The organism is Komagataeibacter sp. SM21, assembly GCF_041402665.1.
GTDB lineage: Bacteria > Pseudomonadota > Alphaproteobacteria > Acetobacterales > Acetobacteraceae > Komagataeibacter > Komagataeibacter saccharivorans.
Genome location: NZ_JBGLOV010000002.1, coordinates 325,902 through 342,637 on the forward strand (window position 1 = coordinate 325,902; position 16,736 = coordinate 342,637).

Genomic DNA, 16,736 nt, shown 5'->3' on the forward strand with positions numbered 1-16,736 from the left:
CGGGAGTGTTTCCCCGCCCGCCAAAGCGTTGCATGATCGCAGCCCAACCCATATCCCCGCATGCCGGTCGCGCCGATACCGGACGCGCCACGCCATGCAGGCGGACAGATCAGCAAGGCAGGTCATGAGCAAGGTTCTTCCCCCTTTCCCCGAACCCGGCAGCGCCGTTCCCGATTTTGACATGCCCGCAAGTCATGGGCGCACGGTCAGCCTGACCGCCCTGCGCGGCCATCCTTTCGTGCTGTATTTCTATCCCAAGGCCAATACATCGGGCTGCACCAGGGAAGCCTGCGAATTCGAAGCCGCCCTGAATGACATGCAGAAGGATGGCGTAAGCGTCATCGGCGTCTCCCGCGATGGCATGCCTGCAATCGAGAAATTCGCGGCCGATCACGCCCTCACCTTCCCCCTTGCATCGGATGGCGATGGCAGCGTTACGGAAGCCTATGGCGTATGGGTCGAAAAATCGATGTACGGTCGCAAATACATGGGTATCGAACGCGCGACCTTCCTGATCGATGCCAATGGCCATCTGGTGGAAGCATGGCGCAAGGTAAAGGTCCCGAACCACGTCGCCGCCGTGCGCAAGGCCATTGCGACCCTGACGCTACAGGCGGGAACAGCGGGCTAGCACGTCAGTAGGGACGTCCCGGTCCGCCATAGGGACCATAGACCACGACCGGCGGCGGGGGTGGTGGGGCATAATAGGCCACCGCCGGCGGTGGGGGACGGTAATAGACCGGGGGCGGAGGCGGCGGTGGCCCGTAGCTGTCCACCATGGCCCCGCCGATGACGCCACCCACAATGCCACCCACCAGTCCCCCAACCAGCGCATCGCCCCCGCCGCCACGCCCGTGGGCCTGCGCGCCCGGTGCGGCTGCCGCCAGCCCGGTCAGGACAAGCAGCCCGGTGGCTGCAATACGCCCGATGTTTTTCATCAAACTCTTCCTGCTCCTGTCTCGATCAGGCGGGGAACGCATCCCCGCCTGACAGGGATGAGACAGGAGGGTCATGGCGATTTACGGGCAGGAATCGCCCTTTTCATGCCATAAACCGGCCTCGGCCGTTACGGATGGGCCGCGCGCAGTTCCTTCAGGCCCGAAGGGATGGCGAACACGTCGTCCGCCTGTGGCGCACGGGTGACGGCGGTGGCTTCCACCATCACCTTGCCATCACGGATGACTTCCAGCATCACGCCATCATCGGTGTAGCAGATTTCGCTGGGACGCTGGTCGGTGTCCTGCGTCTGCCATAACGTGCACGGGATGTTGGCAACGGTGGCCGTGCCGGTGCGCAGCCAGTTGCCCTGCGCACGCTGCCCCATCTGCACATTACCGGCACCCGGCGCGGGAATGACCGTCCTGATCTTCTGCTCGGGGTTTACCACCGTCAGCGTGCCCGCGTGGTAGTCGGTAACCATGTAGGTGGTGGCATTGCCCGGATCGACGCGCTGCATCATCCGCCCGCTGGACCAGCGCATGCGCTGGGTCATGACCTCCTTCGTGTCATGGGGGGGGTAGATGGTGTAGGTCACGTCCACATCGTTCTGGGGGGTGACGAAGGGGGTCTCATCGGTGGCGGCAGACGCATGGCCTGCACCAGCCAGCAGCAGGCCAGCCACCAGCAGGGCCTGACCACTGCGATACGAAAAACGGGTCACGGTATGTAATCCTTCAAAACGGGGACGGGGCAGGCGTGTCAGCCGCCCTTCTGATCCGGGTTCGTGCGGGCGGCTGACGTGCCGGGCGGCGGGGGCGGTTCGATCTTGCGATAGCCCTCGGGCGGCTGGAACATGCTGTCGGGAATGGGTCCGTAAACCACTTTCGTCGCTTCCAGCTTACCGCGCAGCCCGTCCCCATCCACACCGTCTTCCTGCAGGATCACGCCATCTTCCGTAACGCAGGTGGTGGCGTTGCCCTGATCGGTCGTCACGTCCCACTGCGTGCATGTGACCCCGGCCACGGTGGCGGTGCCCTTGCGCACGAAGGACATGGACAGGTCCAGCAGGAAGGGATTGCGGATGCCGTAGCGGGCATCAAGCTGGCTGTACACCTTCTGCGGATTGATGATGATCATGACCTGACGGGTCATGCGGTTGAGCACCATCTCGCCCATGGCCAGCGGGCTGTCGATTCGCATAAGACCGCCATTATAGGCGAACCATGTGCGCACGGCCTTGGGCTCGGGCATGCCATCGGGCTGCACGTTATAGTCCACCTGCACATCCCGCGTGGGGGTAAGCGGGGGGTGAACGGTGGCGGCTTCCTGCGCCATGCCGGGTGCGCCACCCGCTGCAATGGCCGCCACGAACATCATCATGCCCAACGGCCCCCTGCCCTTACCCTTTACCGGGCAGGCCGCTCCCTGTTTCATCACGTTTCTTCCCCTTCTTCTGCCAAGACGGAACCCTGCACGCGCAGGACTGTCAACCATCCGCGTCCATCGCGCCCGCGGGCCGCAGGGCACGGATGGCGGGCAGCAGTTCCGCCGCGCTGTCATTTCCGATCCATTGCGCCCGTTGCGCCACCGCGCGGACAAGCTGGCGCATGTAATCATCCGCCGGAATCTCGTATCCGCCGAAACTGGCCAGATGATCCGTGCCGAACTGTGTATCGAGCAGGGTAAAGCCACCCAGACGCAGGCGGGCCACCAGATGGACCAGCGCCACCTTGGATGCGTCGCGCATGCGGCTGAACATGCTTTCCCCGAAAAAAGCCTGACCGATGGCCACGCCATACAGGCCGCCGACCAGCCTGCCCTCATGATAGGTTTCGATGCTGTGGGCATGGCCCATGGCGTGAAGCTGACAGAACAGGGTGCGGATGCGCGGGTTGATCCATGTATCCTCGCGCCCCGGCATGGGTGCTGCACAGCCATCCATGATTCCTGCGAAATCCTGATCTGTCATTACTGCAAAGCGATCCGACAGCACCGTGCGCATGAGCCTGCGCGGCACATGAAATCCCTCCAGCGGCAGGATGCCGCGCATCTGCGGGAAGAACCATTCCAGTTCGTCGGACCGCGCATCGGGCGCCATGGGAAACAGGCCGGCCCGGTAGGCGCGCAGCATAAGTTCCGGCGTAAGCGGAACCGTCTCTTGACCCGTCATGTTCTTAGGATAACCCTTTCGCATGCTTCTGCAGGCACGATCGCCTGTGTCATGCCCCCGTTAGGCCGGAGAAACCACCCTCTATGTCCGCTACCCGCCCCCGCGTACTGCTGACCCAGCGCCAGACCGATCCCGTCATGCAGCGTATCGAGCAGAACTTTACCATAGCCCCCGTCCCGGACCACCGGATGACAACCCGCGAACTGCTGGACGCCGCGCGCGCTTTCCAGCCGCAGGCCATCATGACATCGACGGGCCTGCCGCTGCGTGGCGATGACGTGGCGCAACTGCCTGACTGCGTGAAGGTTGTCGCAACCGTCAGCGTCGGCACGGACCATCTGGACATTCCAGCCCTTCATGCCCGTGGCATCATCGTCACCAACACGCCCGACGTACTGACCGACTGCAATGCCGACATGGCCATCCTGCTGATGCTGGCTGCCGCCCGGCGCGCGGGGGAATACACCACGCTCATGCGCGAAGGCTGGGGCCGTCCGCTTGCGATGGATGAAATGCTGGGCACCCGCATAAGCGGCAAGCGGCTGGGTATCGTGGGCATGGGCCGCATCGGCCAGGCCGTGGCCCGGCGGGCGCGTGGCTTCGACATGACGGTCATGTATTCCAACCGCCGCCGCCTGCCCGCCGCGCAGGAAGCGGGCGCCACCTATTTCAGCACCCTGACCGACATGCTGCCGCACTGCGATATCCTGAGCCTGCATCTGCCCGCCACGCCCGAAACCGAGGGCATGATCGATGCCGACCTGCTGGGCCGCCTGCCGCGCGGGGCCATTTTCATCAATGCCGCCCGTGGCGCGCTGGTGGATGAGGACGCCCTGATCGCGGCCCTGCGCAGCGGCCAGCTTGCCGCCGCCGGGCTGGATGTCTACCGCAATGAACCCAATCCCGACCCGCGCTTTCTGGAACTGCCCAACGTGTTCCTGACCCCGCATGTCGGCAGCGCCACCATCGAAACCCGTACCGACATGGGCATGCTGGCGATTGAAAACGTGGAAGCCGTGCTGAACGGCCGCGCAGCCCCCACCCCCGTCCACACCTGATCCGGCCGTAAGGGAAGCACGCTTATGGGACTGCCCGGCGTTTTCATCGTTTTCACGCTGATCACACTGCTGCTGGAACTGTTCATGCCGCGCATGAATGGCCTGTTGCAGACATTGACCGGATTTTACGTGGTCTTCACGCTGATCGCCGCGACCATCGAAATCGTAAGGAAGCCGCAGCCCGTGCGGCATACATCCGGCAAAGCATGACAGACAGCCGCTCCGGGCCATGCCCGGAGCGGTCGGGAACTGAAGTTTTTCACAGAAATAAAGTCGTAGCAGACGCCCTCACCAATGGAGAGGAAGCGCGTCTGCCAGCATTATTACCGCTTCAGCCTTCGTTGACCTGACTTGCGGCGTGGGCCTTGAGGTCAGCGGCGGTGCGGCGGACTTCCGGTCCATATTCACGCTCAAGCCGCCGGATGGTGAAATGCGCCTGCGCCACCGCGCGGTAATGCGACAGGAACGCCGCGTTGAGCGACGCCCCGCACAGCGCGCCAGCCACCGGCATCATCTGCAGTGCGAACTTGCGCGACAGGCCCAGCCCGTAATGGGTCGCCACTTCACTGACCAGCATGACAACCGGGCGACCGCGCAGCATGGCGCGGGCGGAAAAATAGCCCAGTTCGCTATCCTCCCCCGGCGCGGCTTTCCGGTTCGCGCCAAAGGGGAAGGCACGGAGGGCGAATACTTCCAGACACGCCGCCCGCGCATCTTCCTGCGACAGGTCTTCCCCCTGTTCGCGGGCGATACGCGCGATCTCGCGCATGATGGTCAGCGTCGTGAAGCCGACATCGGCCACCAGTCCCGGCAGGCCGGCAAAACCGCCTATGGCCCCCGACATGGTTACGGCGGCCTTCACCGCCGGGTCGCGCCATGCGGCACCGCCGCCCGGTTGGGCGGACACGTCATGCGGGCGGTCCATGCCGATCACCGCGATGTCGAATGCACGCCGGATGGCCGTTTCGGCAGCGGATTGCAGGCTGGCCTGCAACGTGGGCGCAAGGCCCAGCGTGCGCATGCCCAGCATCGCCGCCTGCCCCACGGCACCGCCCATCAGGTCGGCCAGACGCACCAGCACGCCGCGCCCCGTCTCGACCCGTTCCAGCGCCTGCTGGAGTTCGGTAATACACGCGCTGTCCAGCGTCAGCGGTGCCAGTTCGTTGGAGGAACCTGCACTCATTACAATGCCCTTCGCCTGATCTTCCGTAACAGTACGGACCGGCCCCATGTCCCTGCACTACCGGCGGGATGGATGACGCCGCCCGCAACGCCCATGCGGCAGTTCCCACTGTTTCAGCACCATGATGGCGTTCTTGCAATGCGCATCACCATACCTTCTGGCATGAAACGCGCCTCAACCGTGGCTGTTCCAGCCGCCCATCGCGCACAGGTGTCCCCAGTGCGCATCCGAAACCGGCACGACCGACAGCCGCGACTGCCGCACAAGGGCCAGATCCTCCAGCACCGGATCGGCCTTGATCTGCGCCAGCGTGACCGGGCGGGGCATCGGCCCCACGGCGCGCACGTCCACGCATACCCATCTGCCATCCTCCGCCGTGGGATCGGGATAGCCAGCACGCACGACTTCCACCACGCCCACGATCTCGCGCCCTACGTTGGAGTGGTAGAAGAACGCCTGATCCCCCACTTCCATGGCCGCGAGGTTCTTCTTCGCCTGGTGGTTACGCACGCCGGTCCACGGTTCCACGCCGTTTTCCACCTGCTCGGACCATGAAAACGCGTCCGGCTCGGACTTGATCAGCCAGTAAGCCATGCCCGGTTCTTCACTCCACCCGCATGCAATCACGAAAAACTGAACGGAACGGACGGATGACCACGCTCTCGAACAGTTCGACACGGGCATAGGGGTCTTCTGCCGCGAAGCCTTCGGCCGCCGCGCGGTCGGCCACATCCACCACCAGCAGGCTGCCGCAGGGGCGGTTTTCCGCGTCCAGCAGCGGACCGCCATGCACGATGTGCTGCTTCCACTGTTCCAGATAGGCAAGGTGACGCTCACGGGTGGCCTTGCGGGTTTCAAGACCGCCGGGCTTGTCGGTACAAATGATCGCAAACAGCATGTTTTCTCCTCCTGTGGCGGGACAGTACCATGAAGGGACAGGACTGGCCGTGTCTTTTTTAACGCGATAGTGTAGAGCAGCAAAACGCCAGCCCCCGGCCGACCGCGGGCTATGGCGAAAATTTTTCTTGACCCTTTTCATTGCAGGGACAGGTGCCCCCGGCACGGATGGATCAACCTTGAACGCAACGCAGAGCCTTACCGCAAGAACCGGTAACCTTTTTCACCGCTACGCCAACCCGGGGCGTTTCCTGCGCATGGGTGCGAAGCTGCAGCCGTGGCTGACCTGGCCCGCACTTGCGCTGTCCGCGGCCGGAATCGTATGCGGGCTGTTCTTCTCCCCCGCCGACTGGCAGCAGGGCGACAGCGTGCGCATCATGTACGTGCATGTGCCTACAGCATGGCTGGCATCGTCGGGGTATATGGCGCTGGCGGTGTGCTCCCTTCTTTCGCTTGTATGGCGGCATCCGCTGGCCGACCTTGCGGCGGTGGAGATCGGGCCGGTCGGGGCCGCCATCACCGCTGTCTGCCTTGCCACCGGCTCCCTGTGGGGCAAGCCGATGTGGGGCACGTGGTGGGTGTGGGATGCGCGGCTGACATCCGTTCTGGTGCTGTTTTTCCTGTATCTGGGCCATATCGCGCTGATCCGCGCATTTGACGAACCGCAGCGTGGCTACCGCGCCGCCGCCATACTGGGGCTGGCGGGCGCGATCGACCTGCCGATCATCAAGTTCAGCGTACAGTGGTGGAACACGCTGCACCAGCCCGACAGCATCACGGTTACGGGGGCGCCGACCATGTCCACCTCCATGCTGTGGCCGCTGGGCCTGACCACGCTGGGCTTCACGCTGGGATTTGGCGCGATCGTGCTGGCCCGCCTGCGCGCTTCCGTAATGGAAAGCCGCATCCGCACCATCCTTGCCGCCAGCCGTGGCCGCCAGTCCGCACAGACCAATCCCCAGACAGACAGTGCCGCCGTATGACCCACCTGCCCTATATCGTGGCCGCCTATGGCCTGACCCTTGGCGTCGCGGCGATCCTGTCGGTCAACGCCACCATCCGGCTGCGACAGGCGCGCAAACGGCTTGCCGCCATTGAACAGCCCGGCCGGACACGCAGGCCGTCATGACCCGCAAGAGCCGACGCCTGTGGCTGGTGGTTGCGTGCATGATCGGGCTTGGTTCCGCCGCTGCCCTGACACTCAACGCCTTTTCATCCAATATCGTCTTCTTCATGGCGCCATCGCAGGTCCATAAGAAGCCGCCGCCAGCCGACCGCACCATCCGTCTGGGCGGCATGGTCGTGGCGGGCAGCGTACACCGTGAAAAGGTGAAGGACACCCCGGTCGCCATATTCGACGTGACCGACGGGCAGGACGCCGTGACCGTTCGTTATGAAGGGATACTGCCCGACCTGTTCCGCGAGGGGCAGAGCGTCGTGGCCGTGGGCACCGTCAATCCCGATGGCACGTTCCGCGCCAGCGAAGTTCTGGCCAAGCATGACGAAACCTACATGCCCAAGGAAGTGGCCGAGGAACTGCGCCGCAGCGGCAAATGGGACCCACGTTTCGGCAAGGCGCCGGACGCGACAAGCTGGAACACCATGACGGCGACCGATACGGCGAAAAAACCGGCCACCCAGACACCTGACGGAAACTGACATCCGCGATGAACCCGGAACTTGGAAATTTTGCACTGGCGCTGGCATGCTGTATGGCCGCCGGACAGGCCATCCTGCCGCTGATCGGCGCGAACCGGCGTGACGCGCGCCTGATGGCGCTGGCCCCCGCGCTGGCCGTGGGGCAGATGCTGGCCCTTGCGACTTCTTTCGCATGCCTGATCCATGCGGCCATCACCAACGACTTTTCCGTGCAGAACGTGGCGGCCAACAGCGCGGTCAGCAAGCCGCTGCTGTACAAAATCACCGGCGTATGGGGCAATCATGAAGGCTCGGTGCTGTTATGGGCGCTGATCCTGTCCATCTGCGGTGGCGCGGTGGCCCTGTTCGGGCGCAACCTGCCTTCCGCCCTGCAGGCACGCGTGATTGCGGTGCTGGGCGGGGTTGCTGCAGGCTTCGAACTGTTCTGCCTGACCACGTCCAACCCGTTCGCCCGTGTCTGGCCCGCGCCGCTGGACGGGCAGGGCATGAACCCGCTGCTGCAGGACCCCGGCCTCGCGTTCCATCCGCCCATTCTCTACACCGGCTATGTCGGCTTCGCCGTGCCGTTCGCCTTCGCCATCGCCGCCCTGATCGAAGGGCGTGTGGATGCTGCATGGGGCCGCTGGGTGCGCCCGTGGGCAGTGGCGGCGTGGTGCTTCCTGACCTGTGGCATCGCCATGGGATCATGGTGGTCCTATTACGTGCTGGGCTGGGGTGGCTACTGGTTCTGGGACCCGGTGGAAAACGCATCGCTGATCCCGTGGCTGACGGGCACGGCGCTGGTCCATTCCGCCATTGTGGTGGAAAAGCGCGAGGCGCTGAAAATCTGGACCGTCCTGCTGGCCATCGGCACGTTTTCCTTCTCGCTTTCCGGCACGTTCCTTGTGCGTTCGGGCATCCTCAATTCCGTGCATGCCTTCGCCAACGATCCGGCGCGTGGCGTGTTCATCCTCGGGCTGCTTGCAGTGGTCATTGGCGGTTCGCTGCTGCTGTTCGCCATCCGCGCGCCGCAACTCACCACGGGTGGCCTGTTCGCCCCCATGTCGCGTGAAGGGCTGCTGGTTCTCAACAACATCCTGCTGTGTTCCATCTGCGCGGTGGTGCTGACGGGCACGATGTATCCGCCATTCATGTCGCTGCTGTTCGGCAAGACCATTTCGGTGGGCAAGCCGTTCTTTGATGCGACCACCATTCCCCTTGCCATTCCGCTCATGGTGTTCATGGGTTTTGGCCCGATGGTGCCGTGGAAGCGTGCGCAGATGTGGCCGGTCCTGCGCCGCTTGTGGTGGGCGGCCTGCGTGTCGCTGCTGGCGCTGGCTATCGCCACCTTCCGCATGCGTGACATCCTGCCAGTGCTGGCAACCGCTACCGCCGTATGGGTGATCTGCAGCAGTGTCGCCGATATCGTGGAGCGGCTGCGCCTGTTCCGCCAGTCACCCGCGCAGAGCTGGCAGCGTGCCCGTGGCCTGCCGCGTGCGGTATTCGGCGCAGCGCTGGCCCATGCGGGTGTCGGCATTACGGTGCTGGGCATTGCGGGCATGTCGCAGGCGGCGCACCGCATTGTCGAAGTCCATGTCGGCCAGAGCGAGATGCTGGCGGGCGATAGCTGGACCCTGACCGAAGTCCATCCCGCGCAGGGACCCAATTACACCGCGCTGGTCGCCACCATCGAGGTCCGCCACGATGGCAGGCTGATCACCACCCTGCATCCGTCCAAGCGGACATTCGCAAGCCAGCACCAGACCACCACGGAAGTGGCGATCCACACCAACCTCATGGCCGACATCTATGGCGTTCTTGGGGACAGGCACGGCAGCGATGCCGACCCCACCTATGTCCTGCGGCTGCATTACAACCCGCTGGCCCCATGGATGTGGCTGGGTGGCCTGATCATGGCCTTTGGCGGCGCGCTGTCGCTGTCTGACCGTCGTGTGCGCGTGGGCGCGCCACGGCGGGCGAAGGCGGCTGACATGGTGGCGGCACGATGAACGATACGTCCCTTCCCCCTTCCCCCACGCGCCGCCGCCTGCTCATGGCGGCCCCGCTGGTTGTCGCAGGTGGCGCGGGTGTCGCGTTCTGGCGCATGCTGTCGGGCATGTCGCGTGGATCATTCGACCCCCATGACATCCATGCCCCGGCGCTCAACCGCCCCGTGCCGGACTTCGCCTTGCCCGATCAGGCGCCGGGAACCGGCTTTTCCGCACAGGACCTGCGCGCGCTGAAAACGCCGGTTCTGGTGAACTACTTCGCTTCGTGGTGCATTCCCTGCGTGGCGGAAATGCCGGTGCTGAACGTGCTGAAAGATCGCCTGCCAATCTGGGGCATCGCTTACAAGGACAAGCCCGAGCATGCACTGGGCTTTGTCCAGCGTGCCGGAAACCCCTATGCCCGCATTGCCGCCGACCGCGACGGGCTGACGGCAATCGACTGGGGCGTGTCCGGCGTGCCGGAAACCTTCCTGATCGGGCCGGGCGGGGTCATCCGCTGGCACACGGCCTCCCCCATTACCGAAAGCATGATTGCCAATACGATCATGCCGCTGGCGGACAGCCTGAAATCATGACGACATCCTTCCTGCGCCGGGGCTGGGTGATGGCCCTTCTGGCCTGCCTGCTGCTGGCTCCCGTGGTGGCAATTGCGGTTGATGACCCGTCGGAGATGCTGCCGGACCCGGCACAGGAACAGCGGGCCGAAGCGATTGGCGCGCAACTGCGCTGCCTTGTCTGCCAGAATGAATCGATCGAGGACAGTAGCGCCGACCTTGCCCGCGACCTGCGCCACGTGGTGCGCGAACATGTGGCCAAGGGTGAAAGCAACCGCCAGATCATGGACTGGATGGTCAACCGCTACGGCAACTTCATCCGCCTCAAGCCGCCGCTGACCATCGGCACGCTGCTGCTGTGGGTCATGCCGCTACTGGCGCTTGGCATCGGTATCGGGGTTGCGTGGTGGACGTTCCGCAGGCCGCGCGCGTCCACACCACCGCCCCTGACGGATGAAGAACGCCGCCGTCTGTCCGACCTGACCCGAACACGCTGAGATTGAGATGATCTGGATTGGTATCTGCCTGCTTGGCGTGATCGCGCTGCTGCCTGCCCTGCTGTCGTTCCGTCGCGCCACCCTGCTGCGCGATGAACGCGAAACCGCCCTTGCGCTGCATCAGGCCCAGCTTGCGGAACTGGAACGTGACCTGGTGGAAGGGATGATCGCCCCATCCGAACATGACAGCGCGCGGCTGGAAATCCAGCGCCGCCTGCTGGGCACGGACACCCTGCCCGCCTTTGTCGCGCGCAAAGGGGCATCCACTGGCGCCATTGCCGCAGCCCTGATCGGGCTGCCGGTTGCGGCGATCGCGCTCTACCTGACGGTCGGGCACCCGTCCCTGCCTGCGCAGCCCCTTGCCCCCCGTCTTGCCGCCATCCAGAAGGAAGATCATCGCAACGACGCGATCATCGACCGCCTGCGCGAGCAGTTGAAACAGATCCCGCCGGGCGATCCCAGCCTGTTTCAGGGTTATGTGCTGCTGGGTCAGGCCGAAGCGGGCCGCGACCACTACGCCGCCGCCGCCCAGGCCTGGCGCAGCGCCATAGAACAGCGCTTCGACCCCGAAGTGGCGGCCCGTGCCGCCGAAGCCCAGATGATGGCGGATGGTGGCCATATTTCGGCTGAAACGGCGGATCTGTACCGCCGCGCGCTTGACGCTGCCCCGGCGGATGCACCGTGGCGGATGACGGTGCAGCAGCGTATCGCGCAGTCCGAACATCAATAACGCGCTACCCGCATGGCATGGCGGGCTTTTCAGCTTGCCAGCCATCCGCATCCGGGCGGAAACTGCCGGGCATGAGCAAGGACAAGATCCCCACCCCCGCACCCACCGCTGAATCCGATGAGGCCGCAAAGGAAGCCGCCCTGCTGAAACAGCCGGCGGAACCCGATGAAATCGGCGGCCCCAAGGGACCGGAGCCAACCCGCTACGGCGACTGGACGGTCAAGGGAAGATGCGTGGACTTCTGATCCACGGCTGCTGCCTGTCAGCCGATTTCGTTCGGTAGCGGTCCGCGCCCGAAGGTCTGGCGCGCCCGGTGTCCCGGCGGCGGCATGTTACACGAAATCAGGTAGATTCCCGCTACGAATACAAGCTGGGACAGGGAATTGAACCACAGGGCGAGTTCGTAAACCCGTTCCGCCGTCAGGGCCTGATAGAAGGCATAGACCGCAAAGGGAATGGAAATGGGCCGCATCCCCGCCAGCATGACCCGTAACGGGTTCTGGTAACCGGGGCGGACCATGCCGCGCAGGCGGTGAATGCCGATATAGAATATGACCTCGAAAAACCAGCCGAGCAGGTTGGTTATCACGTTATCCAGCGTCATGCCTTCCATTACCAGCAGGGCGGATATGGACGCGGCCGACAGCACGATGGACCCGACCTGAAAACTCATGCCCACTTCCATCGCAGGCAGGCGTTCAGGCAGCGCATCGGCAAAAGGCTGAAAAATCCGGTCCAGAAGCCAGGCATCGAACTGGTTGACGCGTTCACCAAATGACATGACAGTTCCCAGTATCTTCGTATCCGTGCCGCATGGGGCCATGCCTTACCCGGCACAGACGGCGGCGACAACCGCATCGGGATAAGTTCCGGCCATACCGGCCAGCGCCGTATTGCTCAGCATCACAATACTCAGGCCACGCGAACGGTCCACCACCCATTGATGGCCGTATACGCCGCCCCATGTGAAGCTGCCCGCGCCTAGCGGCGTACGCGCGGCATCAGGGTCGGTTATGACTGCGCCGCCATAGCCAAAACGACGCCCCCGTGTCTGCGGTCCCATATCCAGATCGCCTATGGCGTTGTGCCCGAACAGCATGGCGGAGGCAGGTGAAAGGATACCATCCCCGCCGCTGCGCACGGTATCGATGAAGGCAAGGAATTCGTGGGCCGTACCCACCATGCCCGCGCCACCGGACGGGTAGGAGTGCGGGTTGAGGATACGGTCGGGCGCGAAACGGATTTCGCCCACCCCGCCATCGGGCAGGATGCGGGACAGGACATATTCAGCCCCCATGCGGATGGGAACAGGTCGCGCATCGGCATAGCATGCGGCAAGGGTTTCAGGTGCCCGGACCGTAAAGCCACTCTCCCGCCATGACAGCACGCGCCCCACATGATGCTGGACGGCAGCAGGCAGGGACTGTCCGGATACCTGTTCAATCACCGCGCCAATGACATCCAGCCCCAGCGAATAGCACCAGCCCTGACCCGGCGGAAACAGAAGCGGAACCGAGGCCAGACGGGCCATATTATCCGCCAGCGACAGCCCCGGTTCCGCGATTCCATCCGATACACCCGCACGGGTATAGGGATTGTCGTCGCGCGGCAGGGAAAACCCGTAGCCCAGTCCACTGGTATGGGTCAGTAACTGATGCAGCGTAATATCGCAGGGGCCACCATCGGGCAGGCAGGGCCGGAATTGTGGCAGGTATCGGCTGACCGGGGCGTGCAGGTCCACCAGCCCTTCTTCCGCCAGCGCAAGGCAGACAGCCGTAACAACCGGCTTGGTCAGGGAAGCAAGGCGGAACAGCGTATCCACCTGCATCGGGCGGCCTGCTTCACGGTCCGCAAGGCCGGCGGCTTCCGCCACCACAACCTCGCCCTCTACCGCAACCAGGACCACCGCGCCGACCAGTCGGGCCTTATCAATTGCCGTATCCATGACATGGCGGACACGGGCACGCATGCCACTGGTTTCGAGGGGGCCAGATGTCATGTTTCCATCCTTTGCGACACAGGGGGCGAGCGCGTGAACTGGTCGGCACGCTCAAAGCAGCGTAATCTTGTGATATGATAGCACGTCAGTTTTTCAAGGTCGTAAGCCTCTCCCTTCTGTTATGTGGCACAGGTCTGGGAGGCGCCATGGCCCCCATGGCACATGCAACCCGGCCCGCCCCCGTTCCCGCCCTGATCCAGCCGGAAATGCCATTACAGGCCACGCTGCCCAACGGACTACGCGTAGTGATCGTGCCGGACCGGCTGGCCCCGGTGGTCAGCACCCAGATCAATTACCTTGCCGGTTCCGCAGCCGCCCCGGCGGGCTTTCCCGGCACGGCGCATGCGCTGGAACATATGATGTTCCGTGGCAGCCACGGGCTGGACCGTGACCAGCTTGCCGCCATCGGCGCGCGGCTTGGCGGCAGCTATAATGCCGATACCACGGAAAACGTGACGCAGTTTTTCTATACCGCCCCGGCGGAAAACCTTGACGTGCTGCTGCATATCGAAGCCCTGCGCATGAATGGCCTGACACTGGCCGCAGAGGACTGGACACATGAACGCGGCGCGATCGAGCAGGAAGTCTCGCGCGATATGTCCAGCCCCGGTTATGTCTATCTGGCCCGGTTGCAGTCCATCCTGTTCGCAGGCACCCCGTATGAACATGATGCGCTGGGCAGCCGTGCATCCTTCGACAGGACCGATACCGCCATGCTGCGCCGGTTCTACCGGAACTGGTACGCGCCCAATAATGCGATTCTGGTCATAACCGGCGCGGTAGACCCCACATCCACGCTGGAACTGGTCCGCACGACATTCGCGGGGATTCCGGCACGCAGGCTGCCACCCCGCCCCGAAATCCATCCCGGCCCCGTCCATGCGCAGACGCTGCATTTCCCCACCGATTACCCCATCGGGCTGGTCGCCATCGCCAGCCGCATGCCGGGACAGAACAGCCATGATTACGCAGCCGCCCGGATTCTGTCCGATGTGCTGTCCAGCCAGCGCGGCGCGCTGTACGACCTTGTGCCCCAGGGCCATGCGTTGCTGGCCAGCTTCGATTTCATAACCAAGGCGGATGCGGGAATCGGTATCGCCATCGCGGCCTTCCCCAAGGATGGCGCGCCTGCCCCGCTACAGGCCCGCATGCAGAATATCCTGCATACGCTGCGTGAAAATGGCGTGCCAGCCGATCTGGTGGACGCAGCCAAACGCAAGGAACTGGCGCAGTTGGGTTTCGCCGCCAACAGCATTTCCGGTCTGGCTGAAAGCTGGTCGGAAGCGCAGGCGGTCATGGGATTACAGTCCCCCGATGATGAAGCCAGCGCCTTCGCCGCCGTAACACCGGAGGACGTGAACCGACTGGCCCGTCAGGTACTTGACCCGCAGCAATCCATTACCGCCATCCTGACCCCGCGCGACGGGGGCCATCCGACCACTGACAAGGGGTTTGGTGGATCGGAATCCTTCGCCAGCACGCCGGATCATGCCGTTTCCCTGCCGCAATGGGCCAGTGACAGCCTGCTTGCGCTACGCCCGCCCGAACCATCGCCGCAGCCAGCTTCCTTCACCCTGCCGAACGGATTGCGGCTGATCGTGCGTCCTGCATCCGTCAGCCATACCATCAGCCTGTATGGCACCATTCGCCAGAATGAGGACATGCAGGAACCGCCCGGCAAGGAAGGCATTGCCGACATTACCGATGAACTGTTCCATTACGGCAGCACAAGCCATGACCGGATCGGACTGCAGAAGGCGTTTGATGATATTGCCGCAACCGAAAGTGCCGGGGCGGATTTCAGCCTGAGCGTCCTGACACCCGATTTTGCGCGGGGTCTGGACCTGCTGGCTGAAAACGAACTGCATCCGGCCCTGCCCGAACCGGCATTCAAGGTCGTGCGGGCCAACACGGCGGCCTCCCTGTCCGGCCTGCTGCATTCACCGGGCTACCTGTTCAGCCATGCGATGCAGGCCGCCATCTCCCCATCGGGGGACCCGTCGCTGCGCCAGCCCGACCCGAAACGGGTCATGAAGCTGACACTGGCGGACTGCCGCGCCTTCTGGGCGTCCGCCTATCGGCCTGACCTGACAACAATCGTCATTACCGGCGACATCACACCCGATGCCGCATACAGGGCGATCAGCCGCACCTTTGGCGCATGGCACGCGACGGGACCGACCCCGGTTGTCGATCTGCCATCCCGTCCCGACAGCCATATGAGCGAGACACACGTCCCCGACCCGTCCAGCACGCAGGCTTCCGTTTCCCTGCCGGAAAGCCTTGGGCTGACGGTCGCCAATCCGGAGCATTTCGCGCTCAGCCTGGGCAACGAGATTCTGGGTTCCGGCTTCTCATCCCGCCTGTACCGCGACCTGCGGGTCCGCACGGGTTATGTCTATACCGTGCGTAGCAATCTGACATGGCGGCGCAACCGCAGCGCCTACAGCATTTCCTTCGGGGCCGACCCGGACAGGATTGCCGCAGCCCGTGAAGCCGCCCTGCGCGATATCAGGGCCATGCAGACCCAGCCTGTGAACGAGGACGAACTGACCATGGCCCGTGCCGGCATGTTGCGTGGACTGGCCCTGCAATCGGCCAGCCTTGACACCATTGCCGCATCTTACCTGCATTTCAGCGATCTGGGCCTGCCCCTGAACCAGAATGATATTGCAGCGCAGGCGTATTACACGCTGGATGCCAATGCGATACGCGATGCCTTTCGTAAATGGATACGGCCCGCCGATCTGGCGGAAATCGTGAAGGGGCCGGAAACCACACCGTAACGCGCCGGAAAAAGGTCCCTGTCCCGGCTTGCCGGGGCGGGGCTACTTTTTTCCGCGCGACGACAGGCTCGCAAGACCCCGCAGCACACGCTGCCAGCAGGACGCCTGCACACGGTATGGCTGCCTGCTGCGCGGCGTTATGCGACGGCATGAATTTGGGATGTCGCCTTTAAAAAAAGCAACGTCTTCCAAAGCTTTCTGAAAAAAGCTTTACCAGAAACTTCCTTATGATTTCTGGATGTTTCAGGACAGACGCCTGACTGTACGGTCAGCAAT

General features: G+C 63.9%; 21 protein-coding genes. 12 read left to right on the forward strand and 9 right to left on the reverse strand.

Annotated features, from left to right (window positions below):
* Positions 1-124 precede the first annotated feature (124 nt).
* A complete protein-coding gene (locus ACBR42_RS03500; protein WP_102324139.1) occupies positions 125-631 on the forward strand; it encodes a peroxiredoxin in 507 nt (168 codons plus the stop codon).
* 4 nt (positions 632-635) lie between these two features.
* Here ACBR42_RS03500 and ACBR42_RS03505 read toward each other — a convergent pair whose 3' ends face one another.
* The 4 genes from ACBR42_RS03505 to aat form a co-directional block, all read right to left on the reverse strand.
* The gene (locus tag ACBR42_RS03505) at positions 636-938 is read right to left on the reverse strand and encodes a hypothetical protein (protein ID WP_102323147.1); all 303 of its coding nucleotides are present in this window, start codon (positions 936-938) and stop codon (positions 636-638) included.
* 128 nt (positions 939-1,066) lie between these two features.
* Positions 1,067-1,660 (reverse strand): hypothetical protein, encoded by a 594-nt coding sequence (locus ACBR42_RS03510; protein WP_371207279.1) that lies wholly within the window; start codon positions 1,658-1,660, stop codon positions 1,067-1,069.
* 38 nt (positions 1,661-1,698) lie between these two features.
* Positions 1,699-2,373, reverse strand: coding sequence for a hypothetical protein (locus tag ACBR42_RS03515; RefSeq protein ID WP_371207280.1), 675 nt, complete (start codon positions 2,371-2,373; stop codon positions 1,699-1,701).
* A gap of 52 nt (positions 2,374-2,425) precedes the next feature.
* Positions 2,426-3,109 carry a leucyl/phenylalanyl-tRNA--protein transferase gene (gene aat, locus ACBR42_RS03520; protein WP_371207281.1) on the reverse strand — a complete coding sequence of 228 codons (684 nt, stop codon included), beginning with the start codon at positions 3,107-3,109 and terminating at the stop codon, positions 2,426-2,428.
* Between the two features lie 83 nt (positions 3,110-3,192).
* Here aat and ACBR42_RS03525 point away from each other — a divergent pair, with 83 nt between their 5' ends.
* Together ACBR42_RS03525 and ACBR42_RS03530 are read left to right on the forward strand one after the other, a co-directional pair.
* Positions 3,193-4,167, forward strand: coding sequence for a 2-hydroxyacid dehydrogenase (locus ACBR42_RS03525; RefSeq protein WP_371207282.1), 975 nt, complete (start codon positions 3,193-3,195; stop codon positions 4,165-4,167).
* Positions 4,168-4,191: 24 nt separating this feature from the next.
* Positions 4,192-4,377 carry a hypothetical protein gene (locus ACBR42_RS03530; protein WP_110546590.1) on the forward strand — a complete coding sequence of 62 codons (186 nt, stop codon included), beginning with the start codon at positions 4,192-4,194 and terminating at the stop codon, positions 4,375-4,377.
* A 121-nt stretch (positions 4,378-4,498) separates the two neighbouring features.
* On the opposite strand, the gene ACBR42_RS03535 is transcribed toward ACBR42_RS03530, so the two are convergent.
* From ACBR42_RS03535 to ACBR42_RS03545, 3 genes are all read right to left on the reverse strand, one after another.
* On the reverse strand, positions 4,499-5,350 hold the full coding sequence (locus tag ACBR42_RS03535) for an EcsC family protein (RefSeq protein WP_132304751.1): 852 nt from the start codon (positions 5,348-5,350) through the stop codon (positions 4,499-4,501).
* Positions 5,351-5,524: 174 nt separating this feature from the next.
* Entirely contained in the window at positions 5,525-5,944 is a 420-nt protein-coding gene (locus tag ACBR42_RS03540) for an EVE domain-containing protein (protein ID WP_371207283.1), read from the reverse strand.
* Between the two features lie 10 nt (positions 5,945-5,954).
* Positions 5,955-6,248, reverse strand: a complete 294-nt coding sequence (locus tag ACBR42_RS03545) for a YciI family protein (protein ID WP_371207284.1) — start codon at positions 6,246-6,248, stop codon at positions 5,955-5,957.
* Between the two features lie 178 nt (positions 6,249-6,426).
* Between ACBR42_RS03545 and ACBR42_RS03550 the strand changes: the two genes are divergently transcribed.
* The 8 genes from ACBR42_RS03550 (at position 6,427) to ACBR42_RS03585 (ending at position 11,920) form a co-directional block, all read left to right on the forward strand.
* A complete protein-coding gene (locus ACBR42_RS03550; RefSeq protein WP_102323140.1) occupies positions 6,427-7,230 on the forward strand; it encodes a heme ABC transporter permease in 804 nt (267 codons plus the stop codon).
* Positions 7,227-7,376, forward strand: coding sequence for a heme exporter protein CcmD (locus tag ACBR42_RS03555; RefSeq protein ID WP_102323139.1), 150 nt, complete (start codon positions 7,227-7,229; stop codon positions 7,374-7,376). The genes ACBR42_RS03550 and ACBR42_RS03555 overlap by 4 nt, the downstream gene beginning before the upstream one ends.
* Positions 7,373-7,906 (forward strand): cytochrome c maturation protein CcmE, encoded by a 534-nt coding sequence (gene ccmE, locus ACBR42_RS03560; RefSeq protein WP_102323138.1) that lies wholly within the window; start codon positions 7,373-7,375, stop codon positions 7,904-7,906. Before ACBR42_RS03555 ends, ccmE begins: the two co-directional genes overlap by 4 nt.
* Before the next feature lie 8 nt (positions 7,907-7,914).
* Positions 7,915-9,894, forward strand: a complete 1,980-nt coding sequence (locus ACBR42_RS03565) for a heme lyase CcmF/NrfE family subunit (protein ID WP_371207285.1) — start codon at positions 7,915-7,917, stop codon at positions 9,892-9,894.
* Entirely contained in the window at positions 9,891-10,469 is a 579-nt protein-coding gene (locus tag ACBR42_RS03570; RefSeq protein ID WP_102323136.1) for a DsbE family thiol:disulfide interchange protein, read from the forward strand. The genes ACBR42_RS03565 and ACBR42_RS03570 overlap by 4 nt, the downstream gene beginning before the upstream one ends.
* Positions 10,466-10,945, forward strand: coding sequence for a cytochrome c-type biogenesis protein (locus ACBR42_RS03575; protein WP_102323135.1), 480 nt, complete (start codon positions 10,466-10,468; stop codon positions 10,943-10,945). Before ACBR42_RS03570 ends, ACBR42_RS03575 begins: the two co-directional genes overlap by 4 nt.
* A 7-nt stretch (positions 10,946-10,952) precedes the next feature.
* Entirely contained in the window at positions 10,953-11,675 is a 723-nt protein-coding gene (gene ccmI, locus ACBR42_RS03580; protein ID WP_102323134.1) for a c-type cytochrome biogenesis protein CcmI, read from the forward strand.
* Between the two features lie 71 nt (positions 11,676-11,746).
* Positions 11,747-11,920: a DUF1674 domain-containing protein gene (locus tag ACBR42_RS03585; protein WP_110546601.1), complete on the forward strand. Its 174-nt coding sequence runs from the start codon at positions 11,747-11,749 to the stop codon at positions 11,918-11,920.
* A 17-nt stretch (positions 11,921-11,937) separates the two neighbouring features.
* On the opposite strand, the gene ACBR42_RS03590 is transcribed toward ACBR42_RS03585, so the two are convergent.
* Together ACBR42_RS03590 and ACBR42_RS03595 are read right to left on the reverse strand one after the other, a co-directional pair.
* Positions 11,938-12,456 carry a hypothetical protein gene (locus tag ACBR42_RS03590; protein WP_371207286.1) on the reverse strand — a complete coding sequence of 173 codons (519 nt, stop codon included), beginning with the start codon at positions 12,454-12,456 and terminating at the stop codon, positions 11,938-11,940.
* Between the two features lie 45 nt (positions 12,457-12,501).
* Entirely contained in the window at positions 12,502-13,674 is a 1,173-nt protein-coding gene (locus ACBR42_RS03595) for a serine hydrolase domain-containing protein (RefSeq protein WP_371207287.1), read from the reverse strand.
* 74 nt (positions 13,675-13,748) lie between these two features.
* Between ACBR42_RS03595 and ACBR42_RS03600 the strand changes: the two genes are divergently transcribed.
* A complete protein-coding gene (locus tag ACBR42_RS03600; RefSeq protein WP_371207288.1) occupies positions 13,749-16,460 on the forward strand; it encodes a M16 family metallopeptidase in 2,712 nt (903 codons plus the stop codon).
* The last annotated feature ends 276 nt before the right edge of the window (positions 16,461-16,736 follow it).

Bases quoted from the DNA above. Each gene is read 5' to 3' on its own strand.
- ACBR42_RS03500 (WP_102324139.1), top strand. From the start codon at position 125: ATGAGCAAGGTTCTTCCCCCTTTCCCCGAACCCGGCAGCGCCGTTCCC.
- ACBR42_RS03505 (WP_102323147.1), bottom strand. From the start codon at position 938: ATGAAAAACATCGGGCGTATTGCAGCCACCGGGCTGCTTGTCCTGACC.
- ACBR42_RS03515 (WP_371207280.1), bottom strand. From the start codon at position 2,373: ATGAAACAGGGAGCGGCCTGCCCGGTAAAGGGTAAGGGCAGGGGGCCG.
- aat (WP_371207281.1), bottom strand. From the start codon at position 3,109: ATGACGGGTCAAGAGACGGTTCCGCTTACGCCGGAACTTATGCTGCGC.
- ACBR42_RS03525 (WP_371207282.1), top strand. From the start codon at position 3,193: ATGTCCGCTACCCGCCCCCGCGTACTGCTGACCCAGCGCCAGACCGAT.
- ACBR42_RS03530 (WP_110546590.1), top strand. From the start codon at position 4,192: ATGGGACTGCCCGGCGTTTTCATCGTTTTCACGCTGATCACACTGCTG.
- ACBR42_RS03535 (WP_132304751.1), bottom strand. From the start codon at position 5,350: ATGAGTGCAGGTTCCTCCAACGAACTGGCACCGCTGACGCTGGACAGC.
- ACBR42_RS03540 (WP_371207283.1), bottom strand. From the start codon at position 5,944: ATGGCTTACTGGCTGATCAAGTCCGAGCCGGACGCGTTTTCATGGTCC.
- ACBR42_RS03545 (WP_371207284.1), bottom strand. From the start codon at position 6,248: ATGCTGTTTGCGATCATTTGTACCGACAAGCCCGGCGGTCTTGAAACC.
- ACBR42_RS03555 (WP_102323139.1), top strand. From the start codon at position 7,227: ATGACCCACCTGCCCTATATCGTGGCCGCCTATGGCCTGACCCTTGGC.
- ccmE (WP_102323138.1), top strand. From the start codon at position 7,373: ATGACCCGCAAGAGCCGACGCCTGTGGCTGGTGGTTGCGTGCATGATC.
- ACBR42_RS03565 (WP_371207285.1), top strand. From the start codon at position 7,915: ATGAACCCGGAACTTGGAAATTTTGCACTGGCGCTGGCATGCTGTATG.
- ACBR42_RS03570 (WP_102323136.1), top strand. From the start codon at position 9,891: ATGAACGATACGTCCCTTCCCCCTTCCCCCACGCGCCGCCGCCTGCTC.
- ACBR42_RS03575 (WP_102323135.1), top strand. From the start codon at position 10,466: ATGACGACATCCTTCCTGCGCCGGGGCTGGGTGATGGCCCTTCTGGCC.
- ccmI (WP_102323134.1), top strand. From the start codon at position 10,953: ATGATCTGGATTGGTATCTGCCTGCTTGGCGTGATCGCGCTGCTGCCT.
- ACBR42_RS03585 (WP_110546601.1), top strand. From the start codon at position 11,747: ATGAGCAAGGACAAGATCCCCACCCCCGCACCCACCGCTGAATCCGAT.
- ACBR42_RS03590 (WP_371207286.1), bottom strand. From the start codon at position 12,456: ATGTCATTTGGTGAACGCGTCAACCAGTTCGATGCCTGGCTTCTGGAC.
- ACBR42_RS03595 (WP_371207287.1), bottom strand. From the start codon at position 13,674: ATGACATCTGGCCCCCTCGAAACCAGTGGCATGCGTGCCCGTGTCCGC.
- ACBR42_RS03600 (WP_371207288.1), top strand. From the start codon at position 13,749: ATGATAGCACGTCAGTTTTTCAAGGTCGTAAGCCTCTCCCTTCTGTTA.